This is a genomic window from Streptosporangium minutum (assembly GCF_002149035.1).
GTDB classification, from domain to species: domain Bacteria; phylum Actinomycetota; class Actinomycetes; order Streptosporangiales; family Streptosporangiaceae; genus Streptosporangium; species Streptosporangium minutum.
This window is the reverse complement of the sequence record NZ_NGFP01000033.1, coordinates 15,068-37,238: the sequence shown is the minus strand read 5'-3', so window position 1 is coordinate 37,238 and position 22,171 is coordinate 15,068. Positions and strand designations below refer to the sequence as shown.

Genomic DNA, 22,171 nt, shown 5'->3' with positions numbered 1-22,171 from the left:
GATCAGGTGCAGGTGACGTTGTACGTGACCGGGGCCGACACCGCCATGTTGGGCGTGCGGGTCTGCAGGTAACCCGTCACCGGCCCGGTGCTCTTGACCGCCCTCCACTGGTCCCACACCACCGTCTTGGTGAGGGGGCCGCCGGCCGGGAAGTCCACCTGGCCGGTGGGGCTGGAGGTGTTGTTGTCGAACCACCAGGCGTACTCGACGGGCTCGGTCGTCGGGGCCGACACCGTGATCGTCGCGACGGCCTTCAGATCCACCGGGCACGTGCCTGTGTGGGAGGACGGTGTGATCTTCGCGTCCGTCACCGACACCACCGCGCCGCCGGTGTTGGGGACGGGAGGCTTGCCGTCGCACGTCACCGCGTACTCCGTGGTCTCGGACTTCAGCGCCGTGGGGGTGAGGACGTTCACGAAGACCTTGCCGGTCTGGCTCCGGAAGGTGCCCCACGAGTGGGCGATTCGGCGGGTTCCAGGGCCGGTGATCTTCACGTTCTCCTTGTGCCAGTAGCCGCCGTCCGCCCACCGCCACTGGTAGGTGACGTCGAACGGGAAGCTCATCCCCTTCGGTGCGGTGATCAACGACTCGGCGGTCACCTGGTACGGGTTCTTGATGGTGCACTCGCCTCCGTCCCGCTTCCAGGTGGTGATGACCGGCTTCGACACCGTCATCGTGTCGGGTTCGGCGGCCTTGCAGGTGATCGACCAGCCGATCCGCTGGGACTCGATCCAGGGGCCGCCGGGGAACCGGACGAGCAGGTTGGTGGTCGGGGAGGCGTTCGAACCCTCGGGCCAGTCCCGGGTGAGGGTCGTCGTCCCCGAGATGTCCGTCCACTGGATGCCGGTGCCCGGATACCGCCAGTAGTACTCCACCGGGGCGGGGCCGCTGCCGCCGGTCACCGTGACCTTCACCGAGGTCCGCACGGTCACGGGGCAGGGGCCGGTGTACGGCTGGGGCAGGGGGGAGACGACCTTCTCCTCGGAGAGGGCCAGGCTCAGACATGTGATCGTGAACTTCGCGGGACCCGCCTCCGACCGGCCCGGCGAGGTGATCCGGATCGACGCCGATCCGCCGGCCGTCTTGGACGGGTCGGCCACCTGCCAGGCGAGGCTGACCGTCTTGGTCAGGTCCTTGGCGTCCTTGAACTCCCACTTACCGGGAACCTTCGTGCCGTCGCCGCGGAGCCACTCGTAGGTGACGGTGGTCGGCTTGGAGGCGGCGATGTCCGCGGTGAACGTGAAGGTGCGCGGGGCGGCGCACGCTCCCTGGAAGGCCGCGGGATCCACCTTGAGGCCCGTCACCGACGCGGTCGGCTGGGCGGGCGGGGTCGTGCAGGTCACCGAGTACGGGGCCCTGTCCGAGGTGGCCAGCACCTTCCCGCTCGGGCTCAGGATCTCGATCCACCGCGTGCCCGATTGGCTCGCCAGGAAAGTACGGCTCGCACTGACCGCGCGCCGGGGAGAGTCCTTGGCCGAGAACCATAGATCCTCCTTGCCGAGCGGACCCCCGTCACTGTCCACCCACCGGTAGGAGACGGCCGCGGGGACACGCGAGACCCGGATCGTCCCCCGGAAGCCGAGGCTTCTGCCGGGAGCCGCGCACGGGCCCGAGTAGGCGTCCCCCGTCACCTCGGCCGAGGCCCTCGGCACGGGCGTGTCAGCCGGCGGCCGGTGAGTGTTGACGCCGGAGGATCCCTCGCAGGTGACGGAGAAATAGGCCCGCTTCGACATCAGCTTTCTCGGGCTGAGCACCTGTACGGCCTGCCAGCCGCGCGTGCCGCGGGTGAAGGTCCGGCGCTCCTGGAGCTTGACCTTCGGGCCGGCCTTCGCCGTCCTGACCGCTCCCTTGGTGCCGTCGCCGCGCACCCAGCGGTACTTCACCCGAGACGCGCCCTTGACGGCGACCGTGGCCGAGAAGGCCACCGTCGCCGGACACGATCCCGCATGACGGGCCGGGGAGGCCTGCACGCCTCCGATCACGACCGATGGGGCTGCCGCCTGCGCGGGTGCGGCGAGAAGGCCCGCCGACAGCGATAAGGCGGCCACCGCTGTCAGAGCCGGTCGCCACCATGACCCCGAGAACATATATGCACACTCCTCTTACTCCTGTTGCAGGCGCGCACACTTTGCCCGGTGTGACTTGGGACTTCCTTGCGAACAACTGGAGAAAGAGGTGGTGGTGCCCGCCGGGCCCTCGCCTGAGAGCCGCGGGCGGCCCTCAGGCGAGGACGCGGCCGACCATCCGGGCGTACATCCGGCCGGGGCTGGGGACCGACGGCGGGTTGAGGAAGCCGGGGAGCATCGGCAGGTCCACGGCGAAGGGCTGCAGGCGTTCGTAGAGGGCGTCGGCCCCGCTGGGGCGCCGGTCGGGGTCCTTCTCCAGCAGGTCCTCGATCAGCCGGTTCAGCTCCCCGGGGACGCCGGGGACGGCGGGCGGCCGTTCCTTCACCTGGCGTTCGTACACGGCGTATTCGGTGGGCCCGGTGAAGAGCTGCCTGCCCGTCAGCATCTCGTGGATCACACAGCCGAGGGCGTAGAGGTCGCTGCGGGGGTCGGTGAGGCCGCGCTGGATCTGCTCGGGAGCCATGTAGGCGGGGGTGCCGAGGATCTGGCCGACCCGGGTGAAACGGGTGGAGTCGGCCTCGCGGAGCATGGCGAGGCCGAAGTCCAGGACCTTGACGCTGCCGTCGGGGCAGAGCATCAGGTTGGTCGGCTTGAGGTCCCGGTGGTAGATGGACAGCGCGTGGGCGGCCGACAGCACGGCACAGGCCTGGGCGGCGATCGCGGCGGCCCAGGGGACCGGGAGCGGGCCGTGCTCGCTGACCAGGTCGGCCACGGTGACGCCCTCGATGAACTGCATCACCTGGAAGAGGCGCTGGTCGAAGGTGCCGAAATCGTAGAGGACCGGCGCGCCGGGGTGCTCCAGCTTCGCCAGGATGCGCGCCTCGCGGAGGAAACGCCGGTTCAGCTCCTCGTCGGGGCCGGTGAGGAAGCGCAGGAACTTGACGGCCACCTTGCGGTCGAGGTGCTTGTCATGGCCGCTGTAGACGGCGCCCATGCCGCCCTGGGCGAGAGGGAGGTCGTCGAGTACGTACCGGTCGCCGATGACCATCCGGCCCTCCCATGGACGTTGCGGGGGTCACACCCCTTGGTCGCACGGCCGGAGGTGGCCGTCGACCAGTCCGTCAAAGCCTAGCCGGATCAGGGTTTCCCCCAGCGCGGTCGTCTCACGCACCCGGTCTTCCAACGTGAACAGCTCGCGGAAGGCCGTGCCGTACCGCTGCTGGTCGGACAGGGGCAGCATCGGCACCCGCGCCCGCCGCACGTCGAGGCGGCTGGAGCTGGGATGGACGCGCGCCGCGTCGGCGGAGCGGAGGAACCCGGCCAGGAAGCCGGGATCGAGCCGCTGCGGGTCCACGCGGTAGAGGGTGAGCTGCGGGCCGAGCGCCGCGCCGCCCCGGGTGAGCACCCGGACCGCGCCCAGGGCGGTGGTCACGACGTCACCGGGCCTGACCATGACCAGCGCGGGGTCGAGGGTGGTCCTTCCGGAGGGGGGCGTGCCCATGGCGGTGTCGTCGGCGGTCAGGACCGGGAGCGGGCCCTCCTCGGCCGCCATCTTGGGCGGGGCCTGCAGGATGGTGATCAGGCCCGCCTTGGCCAGCTCGCCGACGGTGGTGGTCGGCAGGTCCTGCCGTTCGGCGAGCAGCTCAAGGGCGGGGGGCGCCTCCGACAGCGTGGCGGAGGTGTCGCGGAAGCGGTCCAGCGCGTCGGTGAAGTCGCGCAGGAAGGCGGCGCCGCCCTGCTGCGGGCGGTGCCGGGCGGGGCTGAGGTCCACCTCGTCGTCGAGCAGGTCGATGATCCGCACGGTACGGCTGTCGCCGGACAGCTCGACCTCCGGGTTTCCCGTGTAGGTGAGCCAGGCCGGCTCCACGATCGACAGGTCCTCGGTCGCGTCCACCATCAGGAGCTGGGACGGCGGTCGCCCGCCGTCGGGACGGCGCAGCATCCACAGGTCGGGGCCGCCCGGCCCGAGCGTCACCACGGCCCGCAGCGCCCCGGCGCGCAGCAGATTGCCCCGGATCCGCTTGCCGGGGCGGCGGCTGGCCGCCGCGGCCGGCATCAGGATCGCCACCAGGCCGCCCGGCCGCACGTGGGCCAGGCAGTGCTGCACCCAGGCGAGCTCGGACTCCCCGCGGGGCGGCAGGCCGTACTCCCAGCGGGGGTCGCCGGTCAGCTCCTCGTAGCCCCAGGCGCGCTCGTTGAACGGCGGATCGCAGACCACGGCGTCGGCGAGCTCTCCGGCCAGGCCGTCCTCGCGCAGCGAGTCACCGGCGACGACCCGCGCCGTGGCCCCGCGTAACAGCACCCGTACGGCGGTGAGCAGCGCGTTCGTCTCGTTGATCTCCTGGCCGAGCGAGGCGTCGGCGTGCAGGAGGAGGGTCCCGACGCCGCAGGCCGGGTCGAGGACGGTGCCCTTGCCGCGCCCCCGGTCCGGGCCGATCAGGCGGGCCATGAGCGCGGCCACGTCGTCGCGGGTGACCGACAGCTGGCGGGAGTGTGCCTCGACGTAGCGCTCGCAGAGGAACTCGAAGGTGTCCAGCGGCCCGCGCTCGGCGGCGAGCTCGGCCACCAGCCCGACGAGCGCGAGGTCGTCCAGCCGCAGGTCGGGGGAGCCCGGGAGGTCGTCCGTCGCGGCGGCCAGGCCGTCGAGGGAGCGCGTGCCGTGCTCCCGCCACGCCTCCGGCTCCCGGCTCAGGAACAGCAGGAACGCGCCGACCCTGCCCACGAGATCACCCAGTCGCAGGTCGTCGACCGACGTCCGCAGCCGCTGCCAGACCAGGTCGCCGAGCGAGACTTCAAAAGACTTGCCGTTGCGGCGCAACCACGCGGCGATCTCGGGCAGGGAGAACAGGGGGCTGGAGGCCGTACCGCCCACAGGCTGGGGGAAGTCGTCATGGCGGCGGCGCCAGTTGCTCACCGCGGCCCGGCCGACGGAGGCGAGCCGGGCGATGTCGCCGGCGTTCACCGTGATGTCCTGGCTCTCCTCCATACTGGGCCACAGTAGTTGACTGTGCCTTAGCGGTCTACAACATGTTTGCTTGTGAAGTGCTTCAACCAATGCTTTACTGCCTTCATGGCACTGAACGAAGGATTGGCACTGCGCTACGCGGCCCGCTCCGACGTAGGCGTCCGCCGAGAGGCGAACGAGGACTCGGGCTACGCGAGCGCGCGTCTGCTCGCCATAGCCGACGGCATGGGCGGTCACGCGGGTGGAGAGGTCGCCAGCTCACTCGCCGTGACAGCCATGGTGAGGCTGGACGAGAGTCTTCCGGAGAGCGGTGTCGACCTGGTTGCCACCCTGAAGAACGCGGCGAGGGACGTCAACCACACGCTGCACGACATGAGCGAGCACGACCCCACGCTGCGCGGGATGGGCACCACCCTGACCGCGATGCTCTGGGACGGCGCCACCTTCGCCCTCGCCCACGTCGGCGACTCCCGCGCCTACATGCTGCGCGACGGCGCCCTCTATCAGATCACCCACGACCACACCCTGGTCCAGTCGCTGGTGGACGAGGGGCGGATCACCCTGGAGCAGGCCGCCGAGCACCCGCGCCGGTCCATGGTGCTGCGGGTCCTGGAGGGCACCGGGGACGGCGAGCTCGACCTGTCCCTGCGCGAGGCCCAGCCGGACGACCGCTACCTCCTCTGCTCCGACGGCCTGACCGGCGTGGTGGGCCCGGAGACGCTGTTCAACACGCTGACCGAGATCGCCGACCCCGACGAGGCCGCCCGGTGGCTCATCGACCTGGCCAACCGGGGCGGCGGACCCGACAACATCACCTGCATCGTGGCCGACTTCGGGGCCCACGCCGTCTCCGCCGATCGCTACGTCGTGGGCGCCGCGGTCGAGAGGAAGCTGACGCCCTGACGCCCGGCGCCCGTCACCGCCGCGCGAGGCCGGTGCCCGCGGACCGCGGGCACCGGCTCACCAGGACTTGCCGGTCACACGCTCGTACGCCTCGATGTAGCGGGCCCGGGTGATCTCCACGACCTCGGCGGGCACCTCCGGCGCGGGTTCCTTCTTGTCCCAGCCGGTGCCGGTCGCCCAGTCGCGGACGAACTGCTTGTCGAACGAGAACTGCGCGCGGCCGGGCTCCCACTGGTCGGCGGGCCAGAACCGCGAGGAGTCCGAGGTCAGCACCTCGTCACCGAGCACGAGCGTGCCGTCGGCGGCCCAGCCCAGCTCGATCTTCGTGTCGGCGATGATGACGCCCCGCTCGCGCGCCAGCTCCGCGCCGCGCCCGTAGACCGCGAGCGTGATCCGGCGCAGTTCCTCGGCGACCTCCGCGCCCTCCTGGGCGACCACGTCGTCGAAGGTGATGGGTTCGTCGTGCTGCCCGAGCGGAGCCTTGGTGCTCGGAGTGAAGATCGGCTCGGGGAGCCTGGAGCCGTCCACCAGGCCGGGCGGCAGCGGCACGCCCGAGACCGCCCCCCGCGCCTGGTAGTCCTTCAGCCCGCTGCCGGTCAGGTAGCCGCGCGCGACGCACTCCACCTGCACCATCTTCAGCTTCCGGCACCGTACGGCGCGGCCCTCGAACTCGGCCGGCACGTCGGTGGCGGAGATGACGTGGTTGGGCACGATGTCGGCGAGCTGCTCGAACCACCACAGGGAGAGCTGGGTGAGGATCTTCCCCTTGTCGGGGATGGGCGTGGGCAGGATCACGTCGTAGACCGACACGCGGTCGGAGGCCACGAGGACGATGTCCCCCCGGTCCTCGTACACGTCACGGACCTTCCCGGAATGAAGAAGCTTCACTGCGTTCCTTGCTCTCGCTCTGTCTCGTGGTCGTGGGACACCCACCGGTTGCCGGCCGGCACCTGCTCGCCGTATTCGACGACGGTCCCCATCCTCGCAGGCCCGGGGGCGAGGGACCGATCAGGGTGACTCGTCCACCCGGTCCGGCGGCAGTGCGGCGGTCCGAAAGCGCCGGACACGCTTACCCGCTCACGGGCTCGACTGGTAAAGGGTCGTGAAGTCCCGGCCTCCGTTCGTGGACTCGTACACGGTGCCGTCCATGGACGCGGCGAGCAGACGTTGTTCGGAGACGGCGGTGAAGGCGACGGCCTGCATGGGCAGGCGTCCTCCGGCCTGCCAGGTCGCGCCGGAGTCGGCGCTGGTCCGCACCTGCCCGTCCGGGGCCACGCCGATCAGCCGGTCCTTGCCGATCACGTCGAGGAATGACAGCAACGGCGCTCCCTTCAGCGGGCCGAAGGTCTCACCCGCGTCCGCGCTGACCTTCACCCCGTCGGGTGTGGTGGCATAGAGCGTGTCCGGCGCCTGTGCGCCGGCCGCCAGGTCGAGCAGGTCGAGCCGGGCCGCGGGCTTGAGCTTCCCGGCCTCGCCGCGCCAGATCTGGCCGGTCTGGGCGTCGTACCCGTAGACCCTGGCGCCCGCGACCTGGAGGGCGTGGAAGTCCGCCTTTCCCGCCAGTGCCACCTGTTCCCAGGTCATCCCGGCGTCGACCGAGCGGATCAGGCCGAGATGCGGCTCCTGCCCGGAGGCGACGGCGTCCGCGGCGGGATGGCCGCTGGCATAGAACGTCTTCGGCCCGGCGACCGCGAAGCCCATGTGGTCGGCGTCGTGATCGCCGACCCGGACGAGCTTCGACCCATCGATCGTGAACAGCCCGTAGTGGCCGGCGACGTACGTCTTGCCGCCGGCGGGATCGACGCCCAGCGAGTGTACGTGCCCGACGCCCTGGTCGGCGGACGGCCGCGGGTCATGCTCGGCGCCCTGGTCGGCGGTGGTCTGCCGCATGCCGTTCCCGGCCGTGGGCTCGTCCGTGCCGCAGGCGGCCACGCCCAGGATGAGAAGGAGTGCTACGGCGGTCAACCCGAACTTCTTGATCATCGGTTGCTCCTCTCAGGCCTGGTAGCCGAGCAGGCTCATCATCCCGGCCTCGGCGTGGTAGATGTTGTGGCAGTGCATCATCCAGATGCCCGGGTTGTCGGCGTCGAAGTCGACGTTCAGGGTCTTGCCGGGCAGCACGATCGCGGTGTCCTTGCGCAGGCCGCCTGGGGCCAGGGCGAAGGTGTGGCCGTGCAGGTGCATGGGATGCCACATCAGGCTCCGGTTGACGAAGGAGAGCCGTACTCGCTCGCCGGACCGGATCGGTTCGATGACCTTCGGATCGTATTTCCTCCCGTTGATGGCCCAGTCGTACATCGCCATGGTCCCGGTGAGGTTGAGCGTGATCGTCCGGTCCGGGTTCTTCCGGGGGAGCCGTACGGCTTCCGCGGGCGTGAGCCGGTCGTAGGCGGCCAGACGGCCGTCGAGCTCGACGGGCCAGGCGTCCGGTCGTGGTGCGCGGGCGCTCTTGGAGGTGCGCACCAGGGCGCGGGCGACGGCGCGCTTGCCCTCGGCCAGGGCGACCAGGGGGAACACCCCGTCCTTGAGGGTGACGAGCACGTCGTACCGCTCGCCCATGCCGATCAGCAGGGCGTCCGTCTCCGCCGGCTCGACGGGGAAGCCGTCGGCGTGGGTCACGGTCATCGCGTGACCGCCCAGCGCGACCCGGAACGCCGTGTCGCCCCCGGCGTTGATCAGCCTGATCCGCAGCCGGGTCCCCGGCTTGGCGGCGTAGGTCTCCGGTGCCGCGGGCACCCTGCCGTTGACGAGGAAGTGCGGGTAGCGGACATCTCCCGCGTCACCGCCCAGGAGGTCGCTCTCGGCGTTCATCATCATGTACGGCCATCTCGCGGAGGCGGAAGGGGCTGGCGTAGGGGCCGGCCTCATCGGCATGGAGCCGTGGCCCTCGTGCCCGCCGCCCCCCTGGCCGCCCATCATGCCCGCCATTGAGGTGAGCTCGGTGAGGACGTCGTCAGGCGTGCCGGTCACGCCGTCCATCCAGTCGTCGACGACGACGACCCACTCCTGGTCGTAGTCCAGCGGTTCGGCCGGATCCTCCACGATGAGAGGGGCGTACAGGCCGCGGTCGAGCTGGGTGCCGTGGTGCGGGTGGAACCAGTAGGTCCCCGGGTGGGGCGCGGTGAACTCGTAGACCCACTCGCCGCCCGGGGCGACGGCCGGCTGGGTGACACCGGGCACGCCGTCCGCGTCGTTGCGCAGGGCGAGACCGTGCCAGTGCACGGTGGTCTCCTGAGGCAGGCGGTTGGCCAGGCGTGCTCGGACGACCTCACCGGCCTTGATCCGGATCGGCTCGCCGGGCAGGCGGTCGCCGTACATCCAGGTGCGCACGGTCGGCCCTCCGAGGTCGGCCTGCGCCTGCTGGGCGGTCAGGCGGAACTCGCGTACCCGGCCTGGGCGACGGGCGGCCTCGGCCGCCCGCACCTGCCGGCCTTCGGGCTGGACGAAGGTGGCGCGCTCCTGTGAGCACGCGGAGACAAGCGCTCCTCCGGCGGCGACAAGGCCGGCACGCAGGAAGAGCCGTCGATCGATCGGTGACATGAGAATTTCGCTCACGGTTCGTAGGCGGACAGAGGATCCGAGGAACCAGGCGAGGCAGAAGGCACCCCGAGGGGGAGCCGGGAGCGCCAGGCCCGGTCAGGGGCCTCTATATGCGTAGAACCGCGACGTGTCGCAGGGACAGCGCGAACAGCGACGGCGATCCGCGTACGGCGGGCAACCGGGCGGGCCGCTCACGGCCACCGCCCGCGTCACGTGACGGGCCGCCCGCGCCGAACAGGCTCAGCACCAGGGCGACGAGAACCGCGGCGACCGCGATCACGCAGAGCGTGAACGGATAGAGGCCCGCCGTATCGTGATGGGCCGCTACGGATGCGGGCGCGCCATGCGTAGCGGCCATGCCGGAATCGACGGCGCTCCAGCTCGTGGCCGGATTCGCGGAGGAGCTCATGGACGGGCCTGTGAAGGAGCTCATGGACGCGGATGACCAGCAGAAGTGCGCCGTGGCATAACTGAGGCCGACACCGAGCAGCACCGCGGCGAGCAGCACGAGCCTCGGCGGCACAGCCGTCACCGCGCGCCCTCTCACAGCAGCTCCCTGGGCTCCTCAAGCCGACTACACAGCGCATCACCCTACCCACGGGACCGCACGGTTCGGGAACCGGCCCCGGCTTCCGGCGTCGAAGAGAGGGCACGCGCCGGTGACGGACCACCCGTCCGAGCCGGCCGTTCACCGTTCCCGTACACCGTCACGGCGAGGCGGGCCCCTTCACGGGGCCGGGGACAGGCGGTCGGCGGCCTGCTCGATGGCCGTGCTCACCCGGTCGGCCAGCAGGCCGACCGCGCCGACCGCCCTGGTCACCGGGTCGTCCCCGGTGCCGCCGAGGGCCCGTTCGCGCAGGTAGGCGGCCTTCACCTCGGCCCACCGCGCGGCCTGCGCGGCCGTCATGGTGCCCCGCAGCTCGGCCAGCTTGAGCAGGTTGGCCTCGGCGCCGGAGGTGAGGGTCTGGGCCTCGCCGAGGTAGTGGTCGTCGATCACGGCCTCCAGCTCGGCGTCGTTCATGACCGGGACGACCCTGGCGGCGAGCTTGTTCATGTTCCGGTAGGACCCCTGGAGCTGGAACGGCGGCTCGGTCCTGGACGCGTCGGCCTGGGCCGCCGAGGCGATGTAGGCCCGGTTGCCGGCCAGCACCACCCGCTGGAGGCGGAGCAGCCCGCGCAGGACCGTGAGGACCTGGCCGAGCTCCACCGGGGAGTAGGGGTGGGAGAGCTGGTCGGCGCGGACGGCCGGGTCGCCCTGCGCCAGCCGTACCAGGAGGCGGATGTCGCCCCGGTCGCGGGTGGACAGGGGGGCCAGGACGGGGTTGGAGGTGAGCGCGTTGTCGATGTAGCTCAGCGCGAACAGCTCCTCCCTGCCGGACAGCACCTCGCCGAGGTTCCACACGTCGGCGCGGTTGGCGAGCATGTCGGGGATGCGGAACCGCCCGCCCGACTCGGTGTACGGGTTGCCCGCCATGCAGACCGCGAAGCGCTTGCCGCGCAGGTCGTAGGTCCGGGTCTCGCCCTCCCAGACGCCCTGCATCCGCCGCTGGCCGTCGCACAGCGAGATGAACCTCTGCAGCAGCTCGGGGGAGGTGTGCTGGATGTCGTCGAGATAGAGCAGCACGTTGTTGCCCATCTCCAGGGCGAAGGAGATCTTCTCGACCTCCTGGCGCGACGTCGCGTCGGGCGCCTGCGCCGGGTCCAGCGAGGTGACCAGGTGCCCCAGGGCGGGGCCGTCGACCTTCACGAAGATCAGGCCGAGCCGGCTGGCCACGTACTCCATGAGGGTGGTCTTGCCGTAGCCGGGCGGCGAGATGAGCAGCAGCATGCCCATCTGGTCGGTCCGCCTGGCGTCGCCGGCCGCGCCGATCTGCTTGGCCAGGTTGTCGCCGATGAGCGGGAGGTAGACCTCGTCGAGGAGCTGGTTGCGGACGAAGGCGCTCATCACCTTCGGCCGGTACTCCTCCAGGCGCAGACGTTCGCGCTCCGCGGCGACCAGGTCGTTGCGCCGCCGCTGATAGGCCCGGTAGGCGGGGACGCGGTGCTCACGGAAGCGCCGGGTCCGGCCGAGGAACTCGTCCAGGCGCAGGTCGAGCCTGCGCTCGACGATCCGCGGGTGCGTGCCGAGCAGGCCCTCGACCGTGGCGGTCAGGGCGGCGGAGGAGTCGTGCCGGGGCACCTCGCACAGCCGTACGGCCACCGCCTCCGGCAGCTCGGCCGACGGCTCGAACGCCCCCAGCCACGCCTCGGCCAGCCGGTGGCGCTTGGGGAGGTCCTCCCCGAGCGCCCGCAGGTCGTCGTCGAGCTCCCCGCGCGAGGCCCCCAGCGCCCGGTCGAACCGCTCCAGCAGCGACCGCGCCCCCGCGCTCGTCACGAACCCGGACGGCCTGCCCGCCAGTTCCTCGAAGAGGTACTCCCCGGCGAGCCCGGAGACGTCCTCGTCGTCCTGCCCGGTCCCGTCGTCCTGCCCGGTCCCGTCGTGCCACCCGGCCGCATCCGCGGTCTCCGCGGTCTCCGCGGTGGCGGGCGCGCGGTCCGGCCGGCCGATCCCGGGGGCCGTGCCCGGCGCCTCGCCCTCCAGGCCGCGCATGAAGGCCGCGATCGCGGAGCCGAGGGCGGCGCGGGTCTCGGCCACCGCGCCGACCCGGCCGAACAGGGCCCGCGCCCGCGCGAGGGAGACCGCCCGGGTGGTCCACGTCCGGCGAGCGGCCTCGTCCACGCCGAAGGCCCAGAAGAGCTGGGCCGCGGCTCTCGCCGCCGGGGGATAGCGCAGCAGGCCCGCGCCCGCGTGCAGGCGGAGCAGGGCGTCGAGGATCGCGGCGGCGTCGTGGTCGTGGACGCCCCGCTCGTAGCCCTCGTCGTAACGGGCCTCCGCCACCTGGCGGACGATCCGCAGCAGCCCGCCCTCGACCACCGCCGCCTCGTGCAGCGCGTCGAGGGAGACGGCCGAATCGCCCGCGCGCAGCGTGCCGGCCTCGGCGCCGGCCAGGATCGAGGCGGCCAGGTGCTCGCCCCGGTAGACCTCGGCCGTCTCCGAGACCAGCAGCTGGTCCCAGAACGGCCGGGTCTCGGCGAACGTCTCGTCACGGACCGGCGAGCGGTAGTCGGTCCCGGTGACGGCGAACGCCATCCGCCCGCCGTGCGGCACCAGCGTGAGCTCGGCGGCCTGGGTGTTGACCGCGAACCGGTGCCGGCCCAGGCGGATCGTCTCGCCGCCGTCGGCGTACAGGTCGAGCCGGTCCAGCAGGGCGCGGCCCGCCTCCTGGCGGGCGGACTTGATCCGGCCTTCGAGCTCCCCGGCCCGGACCTGGTCGCCCAGCTCGCGCAGTTCCCCGGCCACGCCGTGCAGCTTGACGACCATCGGGTCGGAGCCGAAGTAGGTGTTGATCTCGTCGAGCGAGCCGAGCCCGGCCACCCGGCGGCGCACGCCGGCCAGGATCCGGTCCGCGGAGCCGGCCAGCCGGTCGGCCCTGCGGGCGCGCTCGTCCAGCAGGGCCTGCCGCCGGGAGGAGAACGCCTCGTAGACGTCCTCCCGCTTGGCGGCCAGCCGGGCCAGGAAGTCGTCGAACTCGGCGAAGCGCGACTCCAGGCCCTCCAGCTGGAGCATCAGCCGGCCGAGCTGCTCGTCGCAGCGCTCGGGGGTGCCGGACATCGCCAGCGCCCCGGTGATCGCCTGCCCCAGCAGCGCGAACTCGGCCGCGAACGCCGCCCGTCCCTCGCTCGCCAGCAGCTCGCCGCGCCGGGCCTCCAGCGTGGCGCGGGCGCGGTTGACCCCGCCGAGCACCTCGCCGATCCGTTCCAGGATCGCGGTCCGCACGGTCGCGTCGGCGATGTCGAGCGTGCCGACCACCTCGATCACGACCTCCAGGCCCTGGGCCTGGCCGGTCAGCCGGTCGTCGACCGGCCCGGCCTCGGCCACGGTGGTGATGGCCCCGGCGTCGGACACCAGCCGCTCGACCTCCGCGTGGTATCCGGCGAAGGCGTCCTCGCCCCGCAGGAAGCCGGCCGCGCGCTGTGCGGTGGCGCCGAGTTCGGCCTCAAGCTCGGCGGCCAGCCCGTCGATCCGGCCGATGTCCACGTGGCGAAGCTCGCGCAGGGTCACCAGACGCCCCTGGGCCCGCCGCAGCTCGGCGAGGTGGGTGATCCATCCCTGGGCGGAGCGGGGCGCCTGCGCGCGCGCCCGCCGTACCAGGGAGGCGATCTCGCCGGCGGCGGCCTCCAGCGCGGTCGCGGCCTGCTCGGTGAGCGACTGGACGTTCTCGAACTCCTCCAGCACCTGCCCGGCGGTCGCCCGCACGTCGGCGAGCGGTCCCCGCAGCCCGTGCTCGCCCAGCCAGTGGTAGTGGTCGAAGGCCCGGGCGCAGGCCGCGATCAGCGCCTCGAGGACCGGGACCGACGGCGCCATCTCCTCGACCATCCGCGCCACCGACAGGCAGTCGGAGATCCCGCGCACCAGCTCGGCGTTGCCGATCCGCTCCAGCGGCCCGGTGCCCACCGGCTGGGCGGCGGCGTAGAGGTCCGACATGTACGGCGTCTGCCAGACCTGCATCGGGTGGACCCGGGAGGGCTCGTCGGAGGTCGCCCGGAAGACGATCAGCGTGCCGTCGTCGAACAGGGAGTAGCCGTGGCAGGACAGGGGCGTGGACACCTGCTTGCGGATCACGTTGTACGGCAGCAGCAGCGACCGGCCCCCGGTGCGGGCGTGGAAGACGTAGAGCACGTCCTCGCCGTTGGCCGAGCGGATGACCCGTTCGAACTCCAGGCCGGAGACGTCGGTGTCGAAGGTCTTGCCGGCCCCGGTGGACAGGTGGTAGCCGCCGGGGAAGATGATGCCCTGGTCCTCGGGCAGGCGGCGGCAGGCCTGGCCGATGCCGTCGAGGCGGACCACGCCCTTGGTCCTGGTGTTGAAGACCAGGTGCCGCCACTCGGTCTCGTTGTAGGGCCGCACGCGCAGCAGGATCAGCGGGCCGACCCTGGCGTGCTGCACGTCGGCGTCGGCGAGGCTCTGCAGCGGCTCGGCGACCGGCTCGCGGTAGACGCCCTCGCCGGTCTCGGTGTTGTTCTCGATCTTGATGGTGAGGTCGCCGCCGACGGTCTCGACGAACACCTCGCCCTGGATCGAGATGTGCGGGTGGCGGCCGAGCACGTGGTCGTCGCGGGTGGCGGGGGTCCACTCGAAGTCGTGCGACGGCGGGAACGTGTGGTCGCGCTCGCCCCGGTCGTCGATGTAGGTGAGCGCGCCGTCCGCGCCGACCTGCCAGCGCAGCACGCGGGTGTCCTGCGGCCCCGTCTGGAAGACGGCCAGCATCTTGCCCTCGGTCCGGCGGAGCCGGAGCAGCCGGGTCTCCCGGTAGTAGCGGTAGAGCTCGGCGAAGTCCCGCTCGAACTGCGGGTGGCGGAACAGCGGCGCTGGGTCGAACCGGAACGCGTCGCCGTCCGGGCCGCCCTGGGCGCCCGTGGCGCCCCGCACGAAGGTGTGCATGGAGAAGACGTCCTCGACGGTCGTCTCGGGCTTCAGCCCCATGAACACGTTGTAGCCGAACAGGATGAGCCCCTGCCGCCTCCCGGGCCCGCCGTCCGCTCCTCCGGGCGGGCCCGCCACCCCGCCGAGCGCCACGATGTCGCGGGGGACGCAGTTGTTCTCGGTGCGGATCCGTTCGGTGCCGATCAGGCGGAGCTCGGCTCCGCCGAAGACCTCAAGGCGCCGGGTGTTGAGCGCGCCGGCCTGCCGGGCGAGTTCGGCCGCCTGCTCGGCGAGCCGGGCGCGGAGCACCTCGTAGGTGCCCGCGTCCAGCCCGGCGTGGCCGTCCGGCGTCTCGGTGACGACCTCTGTCATGGGCGGCGTCACTGCTCGCCGGAGTTGAGGGCGGCGACCGGCGTCTCGGCGACCGGGATGTCGGTGACGACCGGGACGCCGGCGACCGGGACGTCGGTGACGGTCCGGGCGTCGGCGCCGGGCCTCTGCGCGCCGCCCAGCAGTTCACGCAGCCTGTCGGCGTCGGCTCCGCCCGTGGCGGCCAGCTTCACCAGCAGCGCCGACAGGGACAGGTTCCGCACGTCGGCGCTGTCGAGCGAGCCGAGCATCCTGGTCAGGTCGGCGGGCAGGCTCTGCGAGCCGTCCAGGTACGGCCCGGCCAGCGCCTGGGCGACGTCGGAGTGCCGCACGAAGCCGTCCACGCTCTTGCCCATGGTGATCGAACCCATCAGCCGGTCGAGGAACACGCTGTCGCCGCCGACGATGTCGATGTTGGCCTTCGACAGGCCCGCCGACAGTACGGCGGCCTGCGCCTCGGCTACCTTGAGCTGGACGTTCACCCCGGCGAGGCGGATCTCCTTGTCCGCCTCCAGCCGCAGGCGGTACTCCTCGTGGGCGCGGGTCGCGTCGTCCAGCGCGGCCATCGCCGCCGCCTTCTGGGTCAGGCCCTCGGCCTCGGCCTTGAGCTTCTCGCCGACGGCCGAGGCGGTCGCGAGCGCCATGGCCTGCTCGCCCTCGGCCTCCGCCTTGAGCCTCTCCCGCACCCCCATGGCCGAGGCGAGCGCCTTGGCCTGGTCGCCCTCGGCGACCGCCAGCGCCTTCTCCCGCTCGACCGCGGCCTCGGCGCGGCCCACCTTCTCGATCGCCGCGGCGTCCCGCTCGCGGACCTGCACCTCGGCGAGGCCGGCCGCGGCCGTCTCCGCCTGGACGCCCTCGGCCAGCCGGATCTTGGCGCGTGCGTCGAGCTCGGCGGCCTGCTGCCGCGACTCGGCCAGCACCAGCGCCTCGCGTGCCCGGTGCCTGGACGCCGCCTCGGCCGCCTCGGCCGCCTTGATGTCCTTGACCAGGCTCTCCTGTGCCTCGGCCTCGGCCTGGATGATCACGGCCTGGCGGGTCCGCTCGGCCTCCTCGACCACCCGCAGCCGCTTGATGTTCTCCTCCTGCTCGGCGACCGTCTTCTCCACCGCGATCCGCTCCCGGATCACCTCGGCGATGGACCGCTTCTCGCCCTCGACCTCCTTGTCCTTGGAGATGCGGGACAGCTCGGTCTCACGCTCGCGGGAGATGACCTCCAGCATGCGGTCCTTCTCGATCCGCTCGGACTCGATGGCGATGACCCGCTCGCGGTTCTTCGCCGCCACGGCGATCTCGCGGGCCTGGTTCTCCTGCTGGATGCCGAGCTGCTCGTCGGTGCGCAGGCCGGCGGCCTGGGCCTTGAGCCGCTCCTCGGCCCGGACCTTGAGGATCTCCGCCTCCTCACGGGCACGCATGGTCTCGACCTCGCGCTTCTGCTTGATCTCCGCGTCGGCCTGGCGGCGCTCCAGTTCGAGGATGGCCTCCCGCGCGTCCACGTTCTGGCGGGTGATCTCCTTCTCCTCGCGCCGCTGGAACTCGTTGGTCCGCACGTGCTCGATCGCGGTCAGCTCGGTGATCTTCCTGATGCCCTGCGCGTCGAGGATGTTGTTCTTGTCGAGGGAGAGCAGCGAGGTCTGCTCCAGGTAGTCGATGGCGGCGTCCTCAAGGCTGTAGCCGTTCAGGTCGGTGCCGATGACCTGGATGATCTGGTCGCGGAACTGGTCGCGCTGGGTGTAGAGGTCCACGAAGTCGAGCTGCTTGCCGACGGTCTTGAGCGCCTCGGAGAACTTGGCGCTGAACAGCTCCTGCAGCGTCTCCTGGTCGCTGGCCCGGGCGGTGCCGATGGCCTGGGCGACCTTGACGACGTCCTCGGCGGTCTTGTTGACCCGGACGAAGAAGGTGATCCGGATGTCGGCCCTGATGTTGTCCCGGCAGATCAGGCCCTCGCGGCCGGTCCGCTCGATCTCGATGGTCTTCACCGAGATGTCCATGACCTCGGACCGGTGGAAGACGGGCAGCACGATCGCCCCGGTGAAGGTGACGTCCACCTTGTTGACCTTGGAGACGATCAGTGCCTTGCCCTGTTCGACCTTGTTGAAAAGGCGGCTGGCCGTGAACAGCAAACCGATGACGACGAGAAGGATGACGGCGAGGAGGATGCCGAATCCGGTGGAGATGACGTCCATGTGGTCCTTCGGCTAAAGAGGACGGTCGGGGTCGAGTTCGGCGTCGTAGGGCATCACCCAGAAGAACTCGCCCGCGGAGTCGTAGGCGAATATCAGGGCGGTGCTGCCGGCGTCGAAAGCGTCGTCGCCGGTCTGACGGACTTGAACGAGGGCGGAGGAGCCGTCCGCGGCGGTGACCTCGGCCTGGCCGAAGTCCCTGCCCACCCGGCCGGTGCGGACGACGCACGTACGGCCCACGAAGTCGGCGCGGGAGGGCGCGCGATCCCCGCGCGCGGCGCGGCGCAGCGGCAGCACGATCAGGCGGGTGCCGGCCCAGGCGCAGGCGAGCGCGGCGGCCAGCACGCCGGTCAGTGCGGGGACGCCGCTGAACAGCACGCCGCCGACCAGGCTGACGAACCAGGCGATGACGACCAGCAGCGACACGGTCACGGCGGCAGGCACCCCGCCCAGCCCCAGGCCGCCGAGGAACCCGGTGACCCCCGCCGTCTCCGTCCCGTCGGCGTCGCCGTCGAACCCGATCCCGCCGAACACGGCGAGCAGCCAGTAACCGACGATCACCACGAGCAGGAATGTGAAGAGAACGGTGGGAAAAGCTAATGCGGCATCGACGAAATGGCCCATCGGCGAGCGAGGTCCCCCTGTGACGTGTTTAGCGGCGCTCCCCCGAGCGCATGTGCCTGACTATATACACATAAAGATTGAGTAAAGAGGATAGTTCCCGAAATCTAAGGAATGTCGAGGAACTCGCCTGGGGCATGAGAAAGCCGAGGACGCGGAACTCCGCGTCCTCGGCTTGAGGGAGAGGTCAGGCGGGACGGGTGATCATGTAGGCCAGGCCGACGAGGATCACGACGGGGATGAGCCACACGATCGCCTCGATGGCGAATTCCTTGTACATGACATCCCTCCGGGGCGGTGATCGGCGAGGAGTTCAGGGAATCCGACGATAGCCGCTGTCCCCTGCCGCGACCAGGATCCGGCGCCCCGGCCCGCCGGAAGGCCGGGACCGTGATGGCGGAGCGCCGCCGGGAGGCTAGGAGGGGGAGGCCGAGCCGACCACCACGGGGGTGTCCGAGCCGGGTCCCTCGACCACGTCCGCGACCACGCAGGTGATGTTGTCCGGGCCGCCGGCGTCACAGGCGAGCTCGATGAGCCGCCGGGTCACCGCCTCAAGGTCGTCGATGTCGGCGAGCACGTGGCGGAGCCGGTCGGCCTCCACCACCCCGGACAGGCCGTCGGAGCAGAGCAGGTAGCGGTCGCCGACCTCGGCGTCGCGCAGGGAGAGGTCGGGGTCGACGGTGTCGCCGCCGTCCAGGACCTGGAGCAGGATCGACCTGTGCGGATGCCGGGCGGCCTCCTCGGCGGTGATCCGCCCGTCGTCCATCAGCGTCTGGACCAGGGTGTGGTCATAGGTGATCTGGTAGAGATCGCCGTTGCGGAGCAGGTAGGCGCGGGAGTCGCCGATGTGGGCGAGGGCGACCCGCGGCCCGTCCCAGAGCATCAGGGTCAGAGTGGTGCCCATGCCGGTGAGGCTCGGGTCCTGCTCGACCAGCTCGCGCAGGCGCTGGTTGGCCTTGCGGACCCCGGCCTCGGCCGCGGCGGTCAGGTCCTCCGGGACCTCGTGGTCCAGGGTGGAGACCGCGGCGATAGCCGCCGAGCTGGCCACCTCCCCACCCACGTGGCCGCCCATGCCGTCGGCGACGGCAAGTAGCCGGGCGCCGGCGTAGGCCGCGTCCTCGTTGCCCTGGCGGACCCGGCCGATATCGGAGCCTGCCGCATAGCGAAGCGTGATCATCTGCACACCACTGGAACGTCGAGTTGCACGAGCAGGTCGCTTTCGGGCAGTTGGGACGGGCATGGGGCGAACCGAGTTGTTCCACAATCCACTGAACACCATGGTGACGCAAGCGGCCTGGGGAAGTGTTGCCACATCTGTTGACGGCCGCGGCGGCGCGTAAGCTGTTTCGGCGGCCCGCACTGTGCGGGGCTCCCCACTTTACGCACGGCTAGGAGACCAGGAAATGACCGCGATCATCCAGGAGGCGGCCCGGCGTCGCACGTTCGCGGTGATCAGCCACCCCGACGCCGGTAAGTCGACCATGACTGAGGCGCTGGCGCTGCACGCCTCCGCGATCACCGAGGCCGGCGCGGTGCACGGCAAGGCCGGCCGCCGCGGTGTGACCTCCGACTGGATGGACATGGAGAAGGCCCGAGGCATCTCCATCACCTCCGCCGCTCTCCGGTTCGAATACCGGGGGCACATGTTCAACCTGGTCGACACCCCCGGCCACGCCGACTTCTCCGAGGACACCTACCGGGTGCTGGCCGCCGTCGACTGCGCGGTCATGCTACTCGACGCGGCCAAGGGCATGGAGCCGCAGACCCTGAAGTTGTTCGAGGTCTGCCGGCACCGCCGGATCCCGGTCATCACCTTCGTCAACAAGTGGGACCGTCCCGGCCGCGAGGCGCTGGAACTGCTGGACGAGATCCAGGAGAAGACCGGCCTGCGGCCCACCCCGATCACCTGGCCGATCGGCACCGGCGGTTTCTTCCACGGCGTGGTGGACCGCGTCGTCGACCAGGCGGTCCGCTACACCCGCACCCCCGGCGGGGCCACCAAGGCCATTGAGACCGAGCTCACACCCGAGCAGGCCCTCATCGAGATCGGGGAGGACTGGGAGCGGGCCAAGGACGAGGTCGACCTGCTCTCCGCCATCGGCTCCGACCACGACCAGAAGGCGTTCGAGGCGCACGAGTCCACGCCCGTGCTGTTCGGCGCCGCCCTGAACAACTTCGGCGTCGGCCGGCTGCTGGACGCCATGGTCGACATCGCCCCGGCCCCCGCGCCCCGTCCCGATGTCAAGGACGACCCGCGCCCGCTGGACCGGCCCTTCTCCGGCCTGGTCTTCAAGGTGCAGGCCAACATGGACCCGTCGCACCGCGACCGGATCGCCTTCGTCCGGGTCTGCTCGGGCCGGTTCGAGCGGGGCATGGTGCTGACCCATGCCGCGACCGGGCGTCCCTTCGCCACCAAGTACGCCCAGTCGGTCTTCGGCCAGGAGCGCGCCACGATCGACGAGGCCTTCCCCGGCGACGTGGTCGGCCTGGTGAACGCCACGGCCCTGCGCCCCGGCGACACCCTCTACGACGGCTCCGCGGTGGAGTTCCCCAGGATCCCGAGCTTCGCGCCCGAGCACTTCTGGACGGCCCGCTGCCGCGACTCCAGCCGGGCCAAGCAGTTCCGCAAGGGCATCGAGCAGATGGAGGCCGAGGGCGTCGTGCAGGTCCTCCGCTCCGATATCCGGGGCGACCAGTCGCCGGTGCTCGCGGCGGTCGGCCCGATGCAGTTCGACGTGGTCAAGCACCGGCTGGCCGGGGAGTTCAACACCGAGATCGCGATGGACCGGCTCGACTTCAGCCTGGCCAGGATCACCGACGCCGAGTCCGCGCCGGTCCTGGCCCGCCAGCGCGGCGTGGAGGTCTTCACCCGCGCGATCGACGGAGAGCTGCTGGCGCTGTTCACCGACGAGTGGCGGATGCGCGGCGTGCTGCGCGACCATCCCGGCCTGGTGCTCAAGGCCCTGCTCGCCGACACCCGCGGCTGACCCCCCGGTACGGCTCGCACCGGGGGCCCGGTGCGAGCCGTACATCGGTAAAGCCGTACATGATGGGATATGGCCCCATGAGCACGATTAAATGGGGAATTCTGGCAACCGGCGGGATCGCCGCCACGTTCACCGAGGACCTGAAGCTCCTGCCGGACGCCGAGGTGGTCGCGGTCGGGTCCAGGTCCGTCGAGTCCGCCCGGGCGTTCGCCGACCGGCACGGCATCCCCCACGCCCACGGGAGCTGGGCCGAGCTGGCCGCCGATCCCGATGTGGACATCGTCTACGTCGCCAACACGCAGAACGCCCACTACGACGCCGTGCTGACCTGCCTGGGCGCGGGCAAGGCCGTACTGTGCGAGAAGGCCTTCACGCTCAACCGGGCCCAGGCGGCCAAGCTGGTGGACGTCGCGCGGGAGCGGGGGCTGTTCCTCATGGAGGCCATGTGGATGCGCTGCGTCCCGGCCATCCGCAAGATCGTGGAGCTGGTCGAGGGAGGGGCGATCGGCCCGGTCCAGGCCGTCCACGCCGACTTCGGGATCTCCGTCTCCGTCGAGCCGGGCCACCGGCTCCGCGACCCCGAGCTGGGCGGCGGCGCCCTGCTCGACCTGGGCGTCTACCCGATCTCCTTCGCCCACCTCATGCTCGGCGGCCCCGCCAAGGTGCAGTCCTGGGCGCGGCTGACCCCCGAGGGCGTGGACGAGAACACCGGCATGCTGTTCGGCTACGACAGCGGCGCGGTCGCGCTGCTCTCCTGCGGCATCACCACCGACGGCCCGGTCACCGCGTCGGTCTCCGGCCCGCTCGGCCGGATCGAGCTGCCGCACCCGTTCTTCCGCCCCGGCGCCTTCGTCCTGCACCGCGACGGCGCCGAGCCGGAGACCTTCCACGTCCCCTACGAGGGGACCGGCATGCTGCACGAGGCGGTCGAGGCCATGCGCTGCCTGCGCGAGGGCCTGCTGGAGAGCCCGCTCGTGCCCTGGCAGGCCACCCTCGACGTGATGGGCGTCATGGACGAGGTCCGCAGGCAGGCGGGGGTCCGCTTCCCCGGCGAGTGACCCGCGTCCCCCAGCGGG

At 71.4% G+C, this 22,171-nt stretch carries 14 protein-coding genes; 3 read left to right on the top strand and 11 right to left on the bottom strand.

Annotated elements, in window-relative coordinates; translation table 11 throughout:
- Window positions 1-2: 2 nt before the first annotated feature.
- The 3 genes from CA984_RS10235 to CA984_RS10225 form a co-directional block, all read right to left on the bottom strand.
- Window positions 3-1,970, bottom strand: a complete 1,968-nt coding sequence (locus tag CA984_RS10235; RefSeq protein ID WP_133061605.1) for a hypothetical protein — start codon at window positions 1,968-1,970, stop codon at window positions 3-5.
- Window positions 1,971-2,220: 250 nt separating this feature from the next.
- Window positions 2,221-3,114, bottom strand: coding sequence for a serine/threonine-protein kinase (locus CA984_RS10230; RefSeq protein ID WP_086570607.1), 894 nt, complete (start codon window positions 3,112-3,114; stop codon window positions 2,221-2,223).
- 27 nt (window positions 3,115-3,141) lie between these two features.
- Window positions 3,142-5,052, bottom strand: coding sequence for an N-6 DNA methylase (locus CA984_RS10225; protein ID WP_086570605.1), 1,911 nt, complete (start codon window positions 5,050-5,052; stop codon window positions 3,142-3,144).
- Window positions 5,053-5,136: 84 nt separating this feature from the next.
- Between CA984_RS10225 and CA984_RS10220 the strand changes: the two genes are divergently transcribed.
- Window positions 5,137-5,934 (top strand): PP2C family protein-serine/threonine phosphatase, encoded by a 798-nt coding sequence (locus tag CA984_RS10220; protein WP_031159251.1) that lies wholly within the window; start codon window positions 5,137-5,139, stop codon window positions 5,932-5,934.
- Between the two features lie 57 nt (window positions 5,935-5,991).
- On the opposite strand, the gene CA984_RS10215 is transcribed toward CA984_RS10220, so the two are convergent.
- The 8 genes from CA984_RS10215 to CA984_RS10185 all read right to left on the bottom strand — a co-directional run bounded on the left by CA984_RS10215 (window position 5,992) and on the right by CA984_RS10185 (window position 19,285).
- Window positions 5,992-6,822 carry a phosphoribosylaminoimidazolesuccinocarboxamide synthase gene (locus CA984_RS10215; protein WP_086570603.1) on the bottom strand — a complete coding sequence of 277 codons (831 nt, stop codon included), beginning with the start codon at window positions 6,820-6,822 and terminating at the stop codon, window positions 5,992-5,994.
- A gap of 189 nt (window positions 6,823-7,011) precedes the next feature.
- Complete coding sequence (locus tag CA984_RS10210) at window positions 7,012-7,917, bottom strand: F510_1955 family glycosylhydrolase (protein ID WP_086570601.1); 906 nt, start codon at window positions 7,915-7,917, stop codon at window positions 7,012-7,014.
- A 12-nt stretch (window positions 7,918-7,929) separates the two neighbouring features.
- Entirely contained in the window at window positions 7,930-9,489 is a 1,560-nt protein-coding gene (locus tag CA984_RS10205; protein ID WP_479725529.1) for a multicopper oxidase family protein, read from the bottom strand.
- A 91-nt stretch (window positions 9,490-9,580) separates the two neighbouring features.
- Window positions 9,581-10,021, bottom strand: coding sequence for a hypothetical protein (locus tag CA984_RS45400; protein ID WP_133061604.1), 441 nt, complete (start codon window positions 10,019-10,021; stop codon window positions 9,581-9,583).
- 180 nt (window positions 10,022-10,201) lie between these two features.
- Entirely contained in the window at window positions 10,202-15,310 is a 5,109-nt protein-coding gene (locus CA984_RS10200) for a DNA repair ATPase (RefSeq protein WP_086570597.1), read from the bottom strand.
- Between the two features lie 8 nt (window positions 15,311-15,318).
- Entirely contained in the window at window positions 15,319-17,490 is a 2,172-nt protein-coding gene (locus tag CA984_RS10195) for an SPFH domain-containing protein (RefSeq protein WP_086570595.1), read from the bottom strand.
- A 12-nt stretch (window positions 17,491-17,502) separates the two neighbouring features.
- Window positions 17,503-18,051 carry a hypothetical protein gene (locus CA984_RS10190; RefSeq protein WP_242675851.1) on the bottom strand — a complete coding sequence of 183 codons (549 nt, stop codon included), beginning with the start codon at window positions 18,049-18,051 and terminating at the stop codon, window positions 17,503-17,505.
- Window positions 18,052-18,523: 472 nt separating this feature from the next.
- Entirely contained in the window at window positions 18,524-19,285 is a 762-nt protein-coding gene (locus CA984_RS10185) for a PP2C family protein-serine/threonine phosphatase (protein WP_037933196.1), read from the bottom strand.
- Between the two features lie 226 nt (window positions 19,286-19,511).
- Between CA984_RS10185 and CA984_RS10180 the strand changes: the two genes are divergently transcribed.
- Both CA984_RS10180 and CA984_RS10175 read left to right on the top strand, forming a co-directional pair.
- Window positions 19,512-21,095 carry a peptide chain release factor 3 gene (locus CA984_RS10180; protein ID WP_086570591.1) on the top strand — a complete coding sequence of 528 codons (1,584 nt, stop codon included), beginning with the start codon at window positions 19,512-19,514 and terminating at the stop codon, window positions 21,093-21,095.
- Between the two features lie 77 nt (window positions 21,096-21,172).
- On the top strand, window positions 21,173-22,153 hold the full coding sequence (locus CA984_RS10175; protein WP_242675850.1) for a Gfo/Idh/MocA family protein: 981 nt from the start codon (window positions 21,173-21,175) through the stop codon (window positions 22,151-22,153).
- Window positions 22,154-22,171 lie beyond the last annotated feature (18 nt).

Coding starts and splice junctions, on each gene's coding strand:
- CA984_RS10185 (WP_037933196.1), bottom strand. CDS start 19,285: ATGATCACGCTTCGCTATGCGGCAGGCTCCGATATCGGCCGGGTCCGC.
- CA984_RS10230 (WP_086570607.1), bottom strand. CDS start 3,114: ATGGTCATCGGCGACCGGTACGTACTCGACGACCTCCCTCTCGCCCAG.
- CA984_RS10180 (WP_086570591.1), top strand. CDS start 19,512: ATGACCGCGATCATCCAGGAGGCGGCCCGGCGTCGCACGTTCGCGGTG.
- CA984_RS10225 (WP_086570605.1), bottom strand. CDS start 5,052: ATGGAGGAGAGCCAGGACATCACGGTGAACGCCGGCGACATCGCCCGG.
- CA984_RS10195 (WP_086570595.1), bottom strand. CDS start 17,490: ATGGACGTCATCTCCACCGGATTCGGCATCCTCCTCGCCGTCATCCTT.
- CA984_RS10175 (WP_242675850.1), top strand. CDS start 21,173: ATGAGCACGATTAAATGGGGAATTCTGGCAACCGGCGGGATCGCCGCC.
- CA984_RS10220 (WP_031159251.1), top strand. CDS start 5,137: ATGGCACTGAACGAAGGATTGGCACTGCGCTACGCGGCCCGCTCCGAC.
- CA984_RS10200 (WP_086570597.1), bottom strand. CDS start 15,310: ATGACAGAGGTCGTCACCGAGACGCCGGACGGCCACGCCGGGCTGGAC.
- CA984_RS10210 (WP_086570601.1), bottom strand. CDS start 7,917: ATGATCAAGAAGTTCGGGTTGACCGCCGTAGCACTCCTTCTCATCCTG.